This is a genomic window from Methanolobus sp. ZRKC2 (assembly GCF_045291185.1).
In the GTDB taxonomy this organism is placed as follows: Archaea; Halobacteriota; Methanosarcinia; order Methanosarcinales; family Methanosarcinaceae; genus Methanolobus.
In genome coordinates this window covers 1,158,588-1,174,637 of record NZ_CP146980.1, presented here as the reverse complement: position 1 = coordinate 1,174,637, position 16,050 = coordinate 1,158,588, and the positions used below count along the sequence as shown (strand labels likewise).

The window sequence follows — 16,050 nt, the reverse complement described above, 5'->3', positions numbered from 1 at the left end:
AAAGCGATATATATCTTATGAGTTTGTCTATTTCTTGCTTTACACCTGGCGTAAAGTTAATTTATGTTTACACTTAATGTAAAACAACTTACTTTACACCTGGTGTAAAGTTGTGCTCGATCGATTTCTGACAGGGCAGATAGTGATAAAAGACAGAGGACAAAGAATGCACTTACACTCTTTTGTATTGAAGGACGTATTCCGCAGGAAGACCAAGCTTGTGGTCGCTGTACTTGGTGTAGTTGTGGCAGCTGCTGCAATTGTAGCTGTTGTTACCACATTCTCGGCAGCAACGGAAGGATTCCATGAAGCTTCGAACAAATTCGGTGCCAATATTATAGTCCGCCCGGAGGTAGAATCAATACCCCTTGTGGACGGATTCACTTCAGTGGGTTCACTTTATACTGGAAATAACTACATCGAAGAATCAGATATTCCCCATATCTACAATATTAAGGATAGTGCAAGCCTGTCTGTCGTAGCACCGAGGCTCTACGGTATTGCAGAACTTAGTGGCTCCTCCGTTGTCGTGATGGGTGTCGATCCGGAGCAGGAAAGGCAACTCAAGCCCTGGTGGAACATCGAAGGTCAATGGATATCCGTGGAGGACACGGGACATGCCGAGGCACTTGTAGGTTCGGACATCGCCCTTTCCCTTGGGCTTGAGGAAGGCTCCATGATAACCCTTTCAAAGGAAAATGTTTCCATCGATGCTAGGGTTTCCGGTGTGATTGAGAGTACCGGTGGCAATGAGGATGCCTACGTCATACTTCCGCTTGCGTCTTCCCAGTACCTGCTTTCGCAGGAAGGCAGAGTCAGCAGCCTGGAGGTAAGGGCGCTGTGCAATGCCTGTCCTGTAGAGGATATGAGCCAGCAGATAGAAGGCGTATTTCCCGGGTTGGAAGCCAGGGCGATGAGCCAAATAGTGCAGAATGAGATGCTGGTGGTAAATCATACGAAGTCTTCGGCAATGGCTGTCTCCATAATCACCCTGCTTGTGAGCACACTGACCGTTGCATCCACTATGCTTGCCTCTGTTAATGAAAAGATCAAGGAGATCGGTATTATGCGTGCTATCGGTGCAAGTGACATCCAGATAGTTTCCATGCTCTTCCTTGAAGGTGGCATTATCGGTCTTGTAGGTGGAACTATCGGTTTTATTGTCGGGACACTGGCTTCCTATGCTGCAGCCCCTATGCTTGTCTCGGTAACACCTGAGCCTATGTGGAATATCCTGCTTCCGGTTGTAGTGATCTGTATGCTTACAGGTATGATAGCTTCTCTTGCTCCGGCAAAAAAGGCTCTGGGGATAGACCCTGCGGAGGTGTTGAGAAGTGTCTGATAGTGATACTGGCAATACTAACAATACTAACAATACTGATATCATCAAGGTCATGAACGTGACAAAAAATTACAGCCTTGGTTCCAGTGAAGTTGAGGTCTTACACGACATCGATCTTAACATCAAAAGTGGTGAGTTCGTATCTATCATGGGTCAGTCAGGTTCAGGCAAGACCACTCTTATGAATCTCATAGGTATGCTGGACCGTCCTACGAGTGGAAATATCCTTATCAACGGCAGCGATATTACAGGCCATTCCCAGAAGGAACTCGTGGAGATGAGACGCAGGGCAGTGGGCTTCATCTTCCAGCAGTTCCACCTCATCCCTTCACTGACGGCTTATGAGAACGTTGCTTTGCCACTGGTATTTGCCGGCATGAAAGATGAAGGTGCGGTTGCAAGCGCAATGGAACGTGTGGGCCTGTCCCACAGGATGCACCACAAGCCCTCGGAACTGAGTGGTGGTGAACAGCAGCGTGTGGCAATCGCAAGAGCAGTTGTCATGAAATCGGAGATACTGCTTGCTGATGAGCCGACAGGTGCCCTTGATGCTGTCACAGGAGATAGGATTATATCTTTGCTGAAGTCCCTTGCCGGTGAGATGACGGTGATAATGGTAACGCATAACAGGGAGCTTGCTGCACATTCTGACCGGATAATTGAGTTGCAGGATGGTTGCGTAAAGAAATAGATCTTATATGAAATACCGGGAGCAAGAATATGAATAGAAAATTGGTCTTAGTTTCGTTGTTAGCAATTATATTATCCTTTTCAGTACTGGGATGTGTGGGTTCTGACGATTCAGCATCTGCAAGTTCCTCTGACCCTGCAAAGGGAACATGGATTGAGGCAGAGGTAAGCGGGGATACGGTATCCATTCCTGTCAGTTCTGTTGAACACTATACAAATGCCCACTTCAAAGTTAACACCGATATCGGTGAAGTCGCAGCTATGGCTTATATATTAGATGATGAGATCATGGTGAAGTCCAATGTATGTCCTCCCTGTGGCTCGATAGGATTCACTTTAGAAGATGACATTCTTGTCTGTGACTTGTGCAGCACTGTCTTTGACGCAGCTACGGGTGACGGTATCCAGGGAGGATGTGTGGACTATCCAAAGGAGAGCATTCCATATACGATATCAGATGGAAATATAGTCATGAACCTGGATGACATTGTGACTGCCCACAGGAATACTGTAGCTATATATTGAACATCTTGCATGATTTCATTTTAGTGAATAAGGCTCCTCTGTCTTATTGCCTATTTTTTCAAATCTTTTTGATAAAGGACTCAATAGGCATATTTTTTATACAGGACGCTTCTATTGCAGTTAGATGGTTGAAAAAGACAGGGTCATTAACAATATCAACTATATTTTCAAAAAATATTCAGGCAAAGAAGAACTTGAGGCCGAGATCAACAAGCTTCAGTCACACATACTTGAACTTGAGCTGGATGTGAATACTGCCAATAAGCGCTATGAGAAGAGTGCAGCATCTGAAAAAAGGGCTGTTGCAGCAAAACAGGGGGCTGAAGAAAAGCTGAAAGCTGCGGAAGTAAAGCTTCGAAGTCTGGAACATGAACTTGAGAAATGTAAAAAGGATGTTCCGGGACAATTATCTTTTACACGTAAGGATATGTTTAACAAAAAACAAGCTCATGAATTACTCCAATCCCTGTCATCCATTGAATACCCTGCCGCTTCACTGCTCACCGTTCATATTGCTGCCGGAGGAAAACCGGAAAACATACAGGACTACGGGAAGCTTGTGGAAGAACTGGATTCTGAAACCCTTGCAATGATTGGGAAGGTAAGCTCATCCACAGGTCTTGTATTGTTTTATTCTCCTGATCATCTTGTAAATGAACTGATAGTCCCTCCTTTGCCCCTGAAAAGATCTTACTGGACCAAAGGTAACACTTTTGACACTGACTCCTTACTTGAGTCAATAAAAGAAAATGTCAGCATGAGTGTTTTGGTAGCACATGCGGGTGAATCTTTTGTTGGTTACTCATTTGATTCTGAAGAATTCGATTCATTCCAGGTGATAAAGAGCAGTGTAAAGGCCAAACATGCAAAGGGAGGTTTCAGTCAGAGAAGATTCGAGCGCCTAAGGGATGAAGATATAGCCCATCACATCGACAAGGTAAAGTTGTCTTTGAAGGAACTGCTTGAAGAATTCGAAGAGAACATAGACTACCTTTTTCTGGCAGGTGACCTTCAGCTTGCAAAGGAAATGACTTCAGATGTGCCTCTGGATATCGAACAGGTATTCTCTTCATCTGATATACGTATCGAAAAGCATTATGTCCAGGATATTCTGAATCAGTTGCTGGTTTATCGTAGGTACAGGCTTTAATGGGTTGAATGTTATGAAAAGTAAAGAAGAGCTCTGCGGGATAATTGATGCCCTTGGCGCCCTTAGCGTCGAGGAGATATGCTTAGTTTCAAAAGAACTGTCTCTGCTCAGGAACATTACTCCTTTGACTTTCCATTCCGTAAAGGATCTTTGTGCTGATGCTGAAAAGGAGCATCTTATTGCTGCTGTTTCCTGGGAAGAGATTGAAAATCTGGAAATGGATGAGATCTCTTATTATATACTTGGTCCCAATGCATTCCCCGAGATTCCCTTCGAGTTGAGTGAAGTTATCGATATACTTCAGATTGAAGAGAGGGAAGTTGATCTCAGCAAAGTTGCAAGCAGGTTCAGCAGAAATCTGCATAAAAGGATAAAAAATCTGGAGATCAAGGTTGATTCCATTGATCAGGCAAAAGTCAATCCAAAAGACCTTGAGAATCTTGAACAAAGGTATAGTGATATATTGAACCAGTACTATGATTACAGTTTCTGGCTTCCCGGGGACATGTCAGATATTGAAGCCGAGATACAGGTTCTTAGCAGCAGAATAGAAGCTCTGAAACCGGCATAAGGTATTTGACAGTTGGATATAATCAGGTAGCAGATTCACATGGCAAGGGACAGACGGGATACTTACTACTGGAGAGCCAAGGACGAAGGATTTCGCTCCAGAGCTGCCTATAAGCTTTTTCAAATTAACGAAAAACACAATATCATAAAACCCGGAGACACGATAGTGGACCTCGGAGCAGCTCCGGGGGGATGGCTTGAGGTTGCAAAGAAGCTTTCCGATGGGCGGATAGTTGGCGTTGATCTGCAACGGATCAGTCCGATCGAAGGTGTGGAGACTATAAAAGGTGACATCACTTCAGACAGGACTATCGAGAAGATACTGGAAATGGTAGGTGAAGCAGGTGCGGATGTTGTCATATGTGATGCGGCACCCAACCTTTCAGGAAACTGGAGTCTTGACCATGCAAGATCCATAGACCTGACTACATCAGCCCTTGAATGTGCCAAGAAGATACTGAAGCCTGGTGGTAACTTTGTGGTGAAGGTTTTCCAGGGAGACATGTTCAAGGATTTCCTTGATGAGGTCCGCAATAACTTCACCTTTACTCGTTCTTATTCTCCCAAAGCTTCAAGGTCACAGAGCGCCGAGATATATGTCATTGGTAAAAAGTTCCTCACTGCCCCGCTTCGCAGGGATGATGAGTTTAATGTTGAAATAAAGAAGTTGGGATCAAGTGGAGATGGAGCGGTTCTTGTTGAGGGTTTTGTAGTATTTGTGAAAAATGTCCGGATCGGTGACAAGGTCAGGATCAGGATAAGGGATGTAAAACCCAATTTTGCTTTTGCGGATGTCATTGATGACGCTGACCAACGATAAGGATCAATTTTTATTATTTTTATACGTGCTTTTTATACCCACTCCAGAATATTATTGTAGTAATTATCTTTAAATGTAAATTGTGAGATAATGTATTCATCGCTTTCATCTGGGGATTAGACCCTTTATGCCTGTTCCAAAAAAAATTTCCCGTCGTGTTGCTCTGGCAGCTTCGATTGTAGTAGTCCTTATAGCAGGTGCCACGTTATTAGACCTGTATTCAACAAAACAGACACAATCTGATGTTGAAAACCTCTGGCAGGAGGCTAAAGATTATCGTGATCTGGGAGACTTTGAACCGGCTATGCAGGTTTACAACAATGTGTTTGGAATAATCTCCTCGGATGATTTCCCGCGGGAATATGGTATGAATCATTATTATCGTGGAAAAACATATGAAGAGATGGCCTCTCAGGCAAATGCTTCTGCCAATCTGCAGAACAGTATATCTTCATACACTATGGCCTCAGATTTCTTAACAAGAGAAGATAATCCTGCAGAATTTGCCCTGCTTCAATATGGCCTGGGAGATTCATACCTAAAGTTATATGAAGTGAATAACAGGAATGAAGACCTTCAGGCAGCTCTACTTTCCTATGAAGAGTCCCTCAATTATTTTTCGATAGCTAGTAATCCTATGTACTATGCTTCAATAAATAATAAGCTTGGGAATGCATATCGGAAGAAAGGTATGGTTCAGAATGATTCTCTTGACCTGTCTAATGCTGTGGGGTTCTATGACGAGTCTTTAAGAGTTTTCAGGGCAGACGTTTATCCTGTAGAATATGCAGGTGTGCAGAACAACCTTGGAAATGTGTATCTGGAGCTATCAGGCATAAGTGATGGGAAATCAAATATCAACAAAGCTATAGCTGCATATGAGAATTCTCTGGTGGTATTCACTATTGATACACGGCCTATGGAGTATGCCACCGTACAAAACAATCTGGGAAATGCTTACTTTGAGCTGTCAAAACTGGAAAATAAAAAATCGAACACCGAGAAGGCAGTAAATGCCTACCATGAATCCTTAAAGGTTTTTACAGCGGATCGCTTCCCTGTTGAACATGATGGAATAATGGACAATATCATAAATGCCTACAAAAATCTTTGATTCTATTGCTGCCAAATAGAGAATAAAAAAGTAACTTACTTTTTCATCTTTCCTGCAGGGTCTCTACTTCTTCTACGAGTTTTTGGCCGGCAGCAATCTCATCTATACTGTGTATGACAGCGCCCAGATTCTCAATTGAGTTCTTTATCTCTTCATAGTCAAGGTTTTCACCTTCGATTGTGATTTTAACGGTTTCTGTCTGCTGGTCTACCTCGTAAAGGCTGAGGTTGACTCCATAAACACCATCAATTACACTTAGTATCTTTGAGAACTCTACGATCGATGGATGGTGGGGCTTTAGTACATCCAGAACTAGTCTTCTGATTCCTGTCAATTTTTACATCCTTCCTGCTAGAAATATGATTGTAATTAAACTCTCTTTATTAAATATGAATTTTGTTGATAAATAAAGACTTTTGTATTTTTATGTACATGGATGGCTTTATTAGAGTATAATGCATAGCCATCTATAAGTTCCGGAAAAACATGCAAGGTGTTATCATGATAGATATGCATACCCATTCCATTTTCAGTGACGGTGAACTTATTCCCAGCGAGCTTGTAAGAAGGGCTGTAGTCAAGGGCTACAAAGCGATAGGAATCACGGATCACGTTGATTTCTCTAACGTGGAACATGTTCTTGAGAATGTCAAGAAGGCCAAGTATCTGGAAGATGAGCTGGACATACAGGTAGTCGTAGGTGTTGAAATCACCCACGTACCTCCAAGGAAGATTGCTCCGCTGGCCAGAAAAGCAAGGGAGTTGGGTGCAGAGATAGTTGTTGTTCATGGAGAGACTATAAACGAGCCTGTCATGCCCGGTACAAATGCAGCTTCTGTTGAGCTTGAAGATATTGATATACTCGCACATCCGGGTTTTATCACCCCGGAAGAAGCTGAGACTGCCCGTGACAATGATGTGTGCCTTGAGATAACTGCGCGCAACGGCCACAATAGGACAAACGGACACGTGGCCAGGATTGGACTGGAAGCCGGTGCAACACTTGTTGTCGATACAGATGCGCATAGTCCTGATAATCTCATAACACGTGATTTTGCAAAGATGGTGGCAATGGGTGCGGGGCTTACCGAGAGGCAGGCAAATGATGTGCTGGATAACTCATTACGTTTCCTGAAGAGCTGACCCTATTCATGTCAAAATTTAACATCCGCAAAAAGATCATTGATATCTCCGTAGGTATATCTCCTGATACTTTTGTGTATCCCGGTGATCCTGAAACACAGGTAGAATCCGTTTCTTCTATAGACATGGATGGCTATGCTGTTTCCAGAGTGAGTTTCGGTACGCATACAGGAACTCATGTGGATGCTCCTTCTCACATTTTTGAAGAAGGCCTGAGCATTGAAAAAATTCCAATTGAAGCACTTGTTGGTGAGGCTATAGTTCTTGACCTCTCTTTTGTGAATTCTGAGATTTCAAGCGATGATTTGAAAATGGCTCTTGGGAAACTTGTAGGCGAACACAAATCAGATGTTCAAGTGTTGCTCATAAAGACATGTGTTTCCCTTGATGTAAAAGAGAATGAAGATTCCCTGTATACCCAGAGGAATCTGGATGCAAGTGCAGGTTTGTGGATTATGGAACATGGTTTCAGGACAGTTGGCGTGGATACTCTTTCTGTGGATTCAGATGCTTCTTTTGATAATCACAGACTGTTTCTGGAAAACGGTATAATAATTGTGGAAAATCTTAACTTTTCGGAAGTAAATGCAGGCTTTTATCAATTTGTGTGTCTTCCTTTGAAGCTATATGGCTGTGATGGTGCTCCTGCGCGGGCGATTCTGTTTGAGAATGGGCTCTAGATGGATGATTTTGTTTTATATCAAGAATAACATATTAATGGATTAATTTAAATATTACATATGTTATACTATATTGTGTAAATCGTTTGAAATGAATATATGGGATGAGAATGCGGTTATTCTGCTAAGTTCCAAAAATTATTAAATAACAGAATTAATATACTATAAACTATATACTCATGTTACACGATTGCTACAACGTTTGATGAGGGAAGTCGCACGAAAGCAAATCAGAAGCAGACAATGCACAGTGACAACCGTGCACAGGTAGGTATAGGTACTCTAATCATTTTCATATCAATGGTACTGGTGGCTGCAGTAGCATCAGCACTCCTAATCAAAACTTCCGGTGTGCTTCAGCAGAAAGCATCCCAGACTGGCCAGGAAACTACCAGAGAGGTTGCTTCCAACATGCGTGTTGATCGTGTGGAAGGTGAACGTGCAATATACGAAACGGTTACTGTAACCGATGGTGTGGTGTCTCCTACAAATATAAGTTGCGATCGAGGAACAATAGTCGAATGGATTTCTGAATCCGGTGGGTTCAATGTTTCCGTTAATGGAGGAACTGCCAACTCGGTTGAGGCTGGATCCTATTATGAATATCGTTTTACACAATCAGGTACTCACAATTTTACAGTGAGTTCTGATTTTGCAGCTGATGTAGTCGGAACGGTTGTTGTAAGTGACACACTAGAGTATGGTGAGATCACAAAATTACACATATCCGTATCACTTGGTCCTGGTAGTGAAGATGTGGACCTTTCACAGCTGATTATTTATCTTTCAGATGGTGAGCATGTTGCTAATGTCCGGTATAATACTGATGCTGAGACCACTGAAATACACAATCCTACTTCTGAATATTTTTCAGTAAGCCCAATACGTTCCCGTGATCAAGCAACATTCAAGGCCACACAACCTGTGTTAAGGACAGGTGATATCATGGAGATCGTAGTAGATATGCGAAAAATCTACCAGATTGATGATGAAGACTATGAAGGCCTTGAACCAAGGACTGAAGTTGCTTTCCAGGTAAGGCCGGAAGCCGGTGCTCTTGTAGTTTTCGACTTTATAACACCAGGTGCTTACTTCAATGAAAAGTATATCCTGCTGAGGTACTGAGAACTGGTTTAAAAAGTGTGATACAGTACATTTTCTGTTGCAAAATACGATCCAGAAGTGAATTCATCAGTGACTACAGGATTTGTATTTTTCTTAATATTTCTCACAGAGTTATGGAATATTGTCTTTGTACCTTCCATATCCTTTATACTCTAAATACACATTCTGGATTGAAAGCAACTCAACAGAAAGCTCATGTATCTTTTTAGACTTACAACCTGTGTAGGTTGCTATCACTCCATGAAGTAGATTCAAAAATAAGTATAGCTGTGGTTATCAGTGTAGGATGAATAATTTTAAGAGGAACAGCTATATCTTCAATTTTTTCTGTAATTTCCTCTCAATCCAGCCATTCAAGGAATTTATCCAGGGCTCTTCTACGATGGGATAGCTTATTCTTTTCTTCATTACCCAGCTCACCGAATGTTTTCCCGTTGTAATCAAAAATAGGGTCGTATCCAAAGCCACCGTTCCCACATTCTTCAAAAGAGATCTTTCCATCAACTGTGCCAGTAAACACCTCTGGCTCTTTGCCGGGTTCGCAGTAGCCAATAACTGACTTGAAGGTTGCAGTCCTGTCTTCTTCATCTTCCATGAGTTTCAGTACCCTTTTGTTACCAAGATTCTCTTCAACAAAGGCTGAATAAGGGCCTGGAAAACCGTTAAGTGCCTTAATGAACAGTCCGGAATCATCCACCATTACAGGCATTCCCAGCTTTTCAGCCACCCACTTGGCTCCATAAGCTGCAATGGGTTCAAGCTCATTCTCCTGCAACTCGGGATATCCATCACTATTCTGGATAACCTCAATGTCCTTTGCTGCAAGTATTTCCTTCACTTCACTGAACTTGCCTTTGTTGCCTGTTACAAAAATGATCTTACGCATATCTTCCTCTTTTTTCTATTTCCTTTACTCTTTCCAGTACTTCACCAGAATTGTCACATGTATGCCTGTAGCCTCTGGAAAAAGCATCTATAAGTGCTCTATAGTCATGATGTGTACTCTCGAACGTCTGGAACAGGACGTGTACGTCCACACCTTTTGCTTCGACTCCCGGGTCCATGAATGATAACCCGAAGTCTATCATAAATATTCTTTCATTGTAAAGTAGTAGATTTGAAGTTGTAAGGTCACCGTGGATGATTCCTCCTGAATGCAATCTGCCTATGAGTTCTCCGAGTCGCTCGCTTAAGCTTTCATCGATAACATGTTTCAGTGGAGTTCCCGGAATGTATTGCATAACAATGGTCGAGTTTTGTATATCGTGTACTATCGGGGTCGGTATTCCAAGACGCCTGGCTTCGGATATCAGGCGGGCTTCGGCCTTTGTCCTTTCTTTTCGGATTCGTTCATCAAGTTCCCTGATACGGTACCTTTTTGGTACTCTTTCCTTGACGATAAGTTCTCCCTTTACTTTAACTGTAGCTTCGGCACCACTCGTCAGATATGTCATATTTTGCTTACCTCATATTACCGAAAGTCATTCACGCCAGGTCACATTGACATCGTCAGGCCTGAAATTCGGGTTCACATGTGAATCCTCAATCGACAGTGTATCTCCTGCCTCATACATCAGTAGTCCCAGATAGGCTATCATTGCCCCGTTGTCGCCCATAAATCTTTTTTCGGGAACATAGAAGGATGCTCCTCTGTCTTCACACATAATGCCAAGCATTTCCCGAAGCCTTGCATTTGCTCCCACTCCACCTGCAAGAAGCACTTCATTCTTCTCAGTATGTGCAAGTGCGCGTTCGGTTACCTCTACGACCATGGCAAAGGCATTTTCCTGCAGGGAATAGCATACATCCTCTATAGGATATTTTTTGAGACTCTCTGTTGCAGCAGTGGAAAGTCCCGAGAAGGAAAGGTCCATCCCCTTGACTACATAGGGCATGGGAATATAGTTATTTGATTTCTTGGCCAGCTGCTCAATCTTTGGGCCACCAGGATGGCTGAGGCCTGCGCTTCTTGCAAATTTATCAAAGGCATTTCCAAGACCTATATCCAGTGTCTCTCCGAAGACACGGTATCTTCCCATACGGTAAGCCAGTACCTGTGAGTTTGCACCGCTGACATAAAGTGTTACGGGATCATCAGCAGGTGTCTTCCATCGTCCTACTTCTATGTGGGCAAGACAATGATTAACGCCTACAAGCGGGATATCCAGAGTAATGGCAAGCATCCTTGCAGCAGTTGCAACCGTACGTAAACAGGCGCCGAGTCCGGGTCCCTGTGAGAAGGAAATAGCATCTATGTCATCTGCTTTGATACCTTTTTCCTTAGCCTCTTCAAGTGCTTTTTTAATCATGGCAGAAGCATATTTTGCATGGTGCTGCGCAGCTTCACGCGGATGTATGCCTCCGCTTGGAGGGCTGTATGTGTCGGTTGCCTCCGAGATTACGTCTTTTTCATTCACGACAGCAACGCTGAGATTCCATGCCGTGCCTTCGATACCAAGGACTGTTCCTTTCAAATCTAATTTCACCAGCGTTTAATGGTCAGCATCATAATATTAATTTTGCTGTTTCCTTACAATGAAATAAGCAATTGTAAGAATAATTCCGGCAAAACCTGTGTAGATCAATGACATTGTATTTGATGTGGATGGTTTGCTATCTGAACCGGATTCCTCTTCCGGTAAAGGTACTTCGTCGGTTTGCACTTCCTGTTCGAGCAGGACGTCAGCATTGACATTATTTTCCATTTGCTGTATCGTACTCTTCCCTGTGATTGCAAAGGGTGAAAAGCCAGGTGTCCTTGATTCAAAATAAAGGTAGTTCTCATCCGATCCGGATTGTTCGGTAGGTAGCTTTTCCCATGACTCGTCTGCGTATCTGTACAGGTTTATTGATTCCTCATCGATGAAGTTGCCAACTACCCATGATCTGTCAACTCTGAACCCAATAGTCGGATCTTCGATATTGCCTTCTGTTGCATAGCCTGTTTTACCAACCCAGATATTGATGTTTTTATAGACCAAGTCCGGCGCAGGACTATGGGTAAATGTGGATATATTCTTCAAAACTTCGATCGTGACGGTTATTTTTCCCGCATTTTTCAGTGAATGGTAGCGAACATAGTCAATATCGTTATTCACATCATTAAAATCAAAGTCTACTACTTCCTCTTTTCCTGCATACACGGTAAGCACGTCTTTCAGTGCGATATTCTCATATTCTTCACCTGTGGATCCTCCACCACCACCGCCTCCTCCGCCACCGGATGAGCTGGAACCGGGTGAAGTGACTATTTCTGTGGATGTTTTGATGCTGGTATTTGACCAGCTACCAATGTTGTCTGCGAAATCGATGGCTTTGAGGCTGTACAAATAGCTTGTACCGGCAGAGAGTCCGGTGTCTGTCATTTGCGTACCTGAGTTATTCTTAAGAAATTTCCCATTCTTCCATATTTCGACATGATTCGTATCTTCAGACTTGCTCCATACCAAAGTTATGGATGATGTGGTACTGGAGCTACTCAGATCGCTGATAACCGGAGCTATGTTGTCTTCAAGTGGTGCATAGATGCTAAGGTGGGTTATGTTTGCAGTTACTGTGTGGGCTGATATGTTTCTTGAAGTTCTGAAAGGAATCCATGAATTGTTATCAGGGTCATACCATGCAAACATAACTTTTTCAGTGTTCGTTACGAGATATGGGTCATATCCAAGTGTAAGAGAAACGTTTCTGCCAAACTGATGTGAATAGTCTTCATCCGATTCATTTTTGACTATGATATCAAATACACTTCCAGTAAACTTTGATCCCATGTCTGGTTCAGTCATTTCTATAACCGAAACAGAGAGGTTTCCCGGATTTGCAGAAGTGCCTGTGATGTTAAAATTGAAGGACGGGTCACTGACATTGTCTCCAATGCCTGGAACATGGAGTGTTACTTCATCATTTCCGGTTGTATCAAAAGTTTCCCCAAGACTAAGATAAATGGTGGTATTGGAGCTGTAGTAATCATCTTCTGAATTATTGAAAATAGATGTGACATTGATAGTGTTTGTCCCGTTTGAAAGAGGAACACCACTGAGATTAAATATTCCGCTCGAAACCGGATGAGACAGGTTAGTGATTACTCCGTTCACATAAACAGAGACATTTGTTGCGACTCCTGCACTACCGTTCATTGAAAAGCTACTGATCGGAAGGTAATAGATGGTTCCTGATTCAGGGGAATCGATTGTTGGCTGACTTGTGAACACCGTGAAGTTTACAGTTGTTGAATTTACGTGTCCTGTGATATCCTCGGCAAAGACTGTGATGCTATGATTTCCTTCAGTAATATTTAGTATGGTAGTGGATGAAAATCCTGTTTCTTTTGTGGAGTTAGCTCCATTGTCAATGCTATACCAGAAATCGCACATTTTTCTATTACTGATATTTATCTCAAATGATTCTTCCTGTATTACTGCTTTCTCTTCAAGTCCCTGTACTTGAATTACATTTTCTTCAACACTGGAATAAAATCTCCATTCGTAACTTATCTCTCTGCTCAGGTTTGTCAGTGCACTGACAAACACATCATGATATCCTTCGGAATATGGCTGCGCTGTCAGGTTTTCTATCCTATAGCCTCCATTGATGCCTTCCAGTGAGTGAACTACCTGCAAACCGTCTATAGTCATGTTAATTGAGCTTGCATTTATTCCATGGGGGTGTGTGAAGTTAAGGTAAACAGCAGTTGTAGCGTTATCTGTGTATTTATCGTTTTGCGGATACTCGTTTGAATCAAATGTTGTGTACAGGACAAGTGAGAAATTCTGAGGTCCCTGGGGTATGTTTGTACCGTTCACAATGAATGTATATGTTCCACTTGCAGGGTTGATTAGTTCAATGCCTTCTACGTTATTTAATTCATCAGGAGCTCCATTTCCGTAGTATGTGGTGTCATCGGGTCCCACTACTTTCAGGTCAAGATTGTTAACGAGCTGCAATTCTACGGCTGCATCCCCGGGATAATCCGTCCAGGCAAGTGTTGCCCTGAGAATTTCAGAATCAGCGACTATGTCGTAACTAATGTTCCATGACTCGCTGTAATTCAGTGCGATATTATCAAAATAGCTTATAACTTCCGGATATTGCGGACATATGGAGTTTCCAACATCAACCCTGCCCCATCCCTGTGAGTAATCGGGTCTTCCGGAAATTTCCTGTGTGCTCCCTGTTCCGTATTGCCCAGGTGTTATGTTCAATGCACCATTGATTAGTGTTGCTTTTAACAAAGCAGCACTTGGGTTGCTTAAACTTTCGATTTCCGTATAGTATTCTCTTACAATTGCAACTGATCCTGCAGTTATTGGGGTGGACATGCTTGTACCACCCATGTACAGGTAATTGTCATCAATGATTCCCCATCCATTTGAATTCCCTATACTCGATCTGGTGGAAGCAATGAATGTGCCTGGTGCAACAACGTCAGGTTTAATTCTCCCATCATCAGTTGGTCCTCTGCTGCTGAAGGCTGCAATACCCTTGCTGTCGTCTGCCAGATAGTCACTATAGATCGGATTTGCTGCGAAGCTCAATGGCCAGGAAGTTCCATATCTGGAACTTGTTATGTCTGGTCTGTAATTTTCTGATGCACCAACGGTAAGGCAATTCTTTGCAGTAGCAGGAGCTCCTAAAGAATCCTGGTCAACCACTCCATCTGCGTTAGAATCTACTCCGGAGTTTCCTGCGGAGAAAAGTATCAGCATATCCGGATGTTCCCACATAAACTGATCGACCTGCTGTGATCTTGTGGTATAATCTCCGTTAAGTGGGCTTCCCCAGCTATTGGTATGTATTCTTGCTCCAAGGTCATACGTTTGCTGGAAAAGATCATTAAGATCGCCGGGCAGAGTCAGGGAACTGTAGCTGTTTCCTGCAGCCTGAAATATTAGCGAGGCTTCAGGTGCTATCCCGGTATACTCTCCTCCTGAGAGTGCTCCATTCCCAAGTACAGAGCCTGAAACATGAGTTCCATGGCCATTCTGGTCAGCAGCACTTCCATCATCTGCCACATCAAAGATATTGATTATTCTCCCTCTCAAGTCTGCGTGCATTGAATCATCGTTCACACCTGTATCCAGTCCGGTGTCACATACTGCTACGATTTGGCCACTGCCATTGAGTCCGAATGTCTCGTGAACTGTTTCAACATTAACGATTCCTGTAGAGATGCCGTTGTCTACGGTTGGTTGAACGTATTCTTCAATCCAACTGATTCCGTTAATGGTCGCAATTCCCGGAAGGATGTCCGCCTGTGATTGTACTTTTAATGTCTTTCTTGAGCCGGAAATGACATTTCCTCCCGATGTTTCAATGTCATTTGCTACTCTTTCATAGTCTTCTGCCGAGAAAAGTATTATCTGATATACAATGTCTGTTTCAAGTTCGGGGCTAGCAATTTGAATCGTCTTTGTATCAGTTACTTCTGGGTCGTATTTGTATGAAGGCTTGTACTCGCCAACCCACTTGACAAAATCCAATGCTTGAACCTGAATTTTGACATCTTCATTCATTTTGAAAACAAATGCATTGTTTGGAATGTAATTGTATATTTCGGCTCCCTTTGATGATACGTCCTGTTTCCATTTTTCCTGCACATGTCCGCTGAACTGTACAATATAGTATTTTTCTACATTTCCAGCAGGCATTGCAGAGTAATTTATTGCTGCTTTCTCAGAAGCCTGGCTTTCGTATTCATTTACGATATCTGTTTTAACATGCCCGGCTTTCAAGAGAAGTACATCGGTGTTACCAAGGTCATTTTCATCTATGTTTGCTGAGGCATTAAAAGCAGTCAATAAAATGATAAGGATAATTTTTATGAGGGTTTTGTTTTTTGTGCACATGCAAAAATCCTTCAATTAGATACAGATAACACAATATTATATCAAA

General features: G+C 42.7%; 15 protein-coding genes. 10 read left to right on the top strand and 5 right to left on the bottom strand.

Annotation, left to right across the window (positions count from 1 at the left end; genetic code table 11):
* Nucleotides 1-112 precede the first annotated feature (112 nt).
* From V7O62_RS05450 to V7O62_RS05420, 7 genes are all read left to right on the top strand, one after another.
* Entirely contained in the window at nt 113-1,342 is a 1,230-nt protein-coding gene (locus V7O62_RS05450) for an ABC transporter permease (protein ID WP_406658000.1), read from the top strand.
* Nucleotides 1,335-2,033, top strand: a complete 699-nt coding sequence (locus V7O62_RS05445; RefSeq protein ID WP_406657999.1) for an ABC transporter ATP-binding protein — start codon at nt 1,335-1,337, stop codon at nt 2,031-2,033. Before V7O62_RS05450 ends, V7O62_RS05445 begins: the two co-directional genes overlap by 8 nt.
* Nucleotides 2,034-2,062: 29 nt before the next feature.
* The gene (locus tag V7O62_RS05440) at nt 2,063-2,557 is read left to right on the top strand and encodes a Fe-S-containing protein (protein ID WP_406657998.1); all 495 of its coding nucleotides are present in this window, start codon (nt 2,063-2,065) and stop codon (nt 2,555-2,557) included.
* Between the two features lie 124 nt (nt 2,558-2,681).
* Entirely contained in the window at nt 2,682-3,707 is a 1,026-nt protein-coding gene (locus V7O62_RS05435; RefSeq protein WP_406657997.1) for a Vms1/Ankzf1 family peptidyl-tRNA hydrolase, read from the top strand.
* Nucleotides 3,708-3,720: 13 nt separating this feature from the next.
* Nucleotides 3,721-4,278, top strand: coding sequence for a hypothetical protein (locus tag V7O62_RS05430; protein ID WP_406657996.1), 558 nt, complete (start codon nt 3,721-3,723; stop codon nt 4,276-4,278).
* 39 nt (nt 4,279-4,317) lie between these two features.
* Nucleotides 4,318-5,097, top strand: a complete 780-nt coding sequence (locus tag V7O62_RS05425; protein ID WP_406657995.1) for a 23S rRNA (uridine(2552)-2'-O)-methyltransferase — start codon at nt 4,318-4,320, stop codon at nt 5,095-5,097.
* Nucleotides 5,098-5,224: 127 nt separating this feature from the next.
* Nucleotides 5,225-6,211: a hypothetical protein gene (locus tag V7O62_RS05420; RefSeq protein WP_406657994.1), complete on the top strand. Its 987-nt coding sequence runs from the start codon at nt 5,225-5,227 to the stop codon at nt 6,209-6,211.
* A gap of 43 nt (nt 6,212-6,254) precedes the next feature.
* Here the strand turns inward: V7O62_RS05420 and V7O62_RS05415 are convergent, their stop codons facing one another.
* Nucleotides 6,255-6,545 (bottom strand): DUF211 domain-containing protein, encoded by a 291-nt coding sequence (locus V7O62_RS05415; RefSeq protein WP_406657993.1) that lies wholly within the window; start codon nt 6,543-6,545, stop codon nt 6,255-6,257.
* 167 nt (nt 6,546-6,712) lie between these two features.
* Here V7O62_RS05415 and V7O62_RS05410 point away from each other — a divergent pair, with 167 nt between their 5' ends.
* The 3 genes from V7O62_RS05410 to V7O62_RS05400 all read left to right on the top strand — a co-directional run bounded on the left by V7O62_RS05410 (nt 6,713) and on the right by V7O62_RS05400 (nt 9,159).
* Complete coding sequence (locus V7O62_RS05410) at nt 6,713-7,354, top strand: histidinol phosphate phosphatase domain-containing protein (protein WP_406657992.1); 642 nt, start codon at nt 6,713-6,715, stop codon at nt 7,352-7,354.
* Between the two features lie 8 nt (nt 7,355-7,362).
* A complete protein-coding gene (locus V7O62_RS05405; RefSeq protein WP_406657991.1) occupies nt 7,363-8,034 on the top strand; it encodes a cyclase family protein in 672 nt (223 codons plus the stop codon).
* Nucleotides 8,035-8,277: 243 nt separating this feature from the next.
* On the top strand, nt 8,278-9,159 hold the full coding sequence (locus tag V7O62_RS05400) for an archaellin/type IV pilin N-terminal domain-containing protein (RefSeq protein ID WP_406657990.1): 882 nt from the start codon (nt 8,278-8,280) through the stop codon (nt 9,157-9,159).
* Between the two features lie 340 nt (nt 9,160-9,499).
* Here V7O62_RS05400 and V7O62_RS05395 read toward each other — a convergent pair whose 3' ends face one another.
* From V7O62_RS05395 to V7O62_RS05380, 4 genes are read right to left on the bottom strand one after another with little or no spacing between them, the layout of a single operon-like run.
* Nucleotides 9,500-10,045 carry an XTP/dITP diphosphatase gene (locus V7O62_RS05395; protein WP_406657989.1) on the bottom strand — a complete coding sequence of 182 codons (546 nt, stop codon included), beginning with the start codon at nt 10,043-10,045 and terminating at the stop codon, nt 9,500-9,502.
* The gene (locus V7O62_RS05390; protein WP_406657988.1) at nt 10,038-10,613 is read right to left on the bottom strand and encodes a Kae1-associated kinase Bud32; all 576 of its coding nucleotides are present in this window, start codon (nt 10,611-10,613) and stop codon (nt 10,038-10,040) included. The genes V7O62_RS05395 and V7O62_RS05390 overlap by 8 nt, the downstream gene beginning before the upstream one ends.
* Nucleotides 10,614-10,640: 27 nt before the next feature.
* Entirely contained in the window at nt 10,641-11,645 is a 1,005-nt protein-coding gene (locus V7O62_RS05385; RefSeq protein WP_406657987.1) for a bifunctional N(6)-L-threonylcarbamoyladenine synthase/serine/threonine protein kinase, read from the bottom strand.
* A gap of 27 nt (nt 11,646-11,672) precedes the next feature.
* The gene (locus V7O62_RS05380; protein WP_406657986.1) at nt 11,673-16,004 is read right to left on the bottom strand and encodes a PGF-pre-PGF domain-containing protein; all 4,332 of its coding nucleotides are present in this window, start codon (nt 16,002-16,004) and stop codon (nt 11,673-11,675) included.
* Nucleotides 16,005-16,050 lie beyond the last annotated feature (46 nt).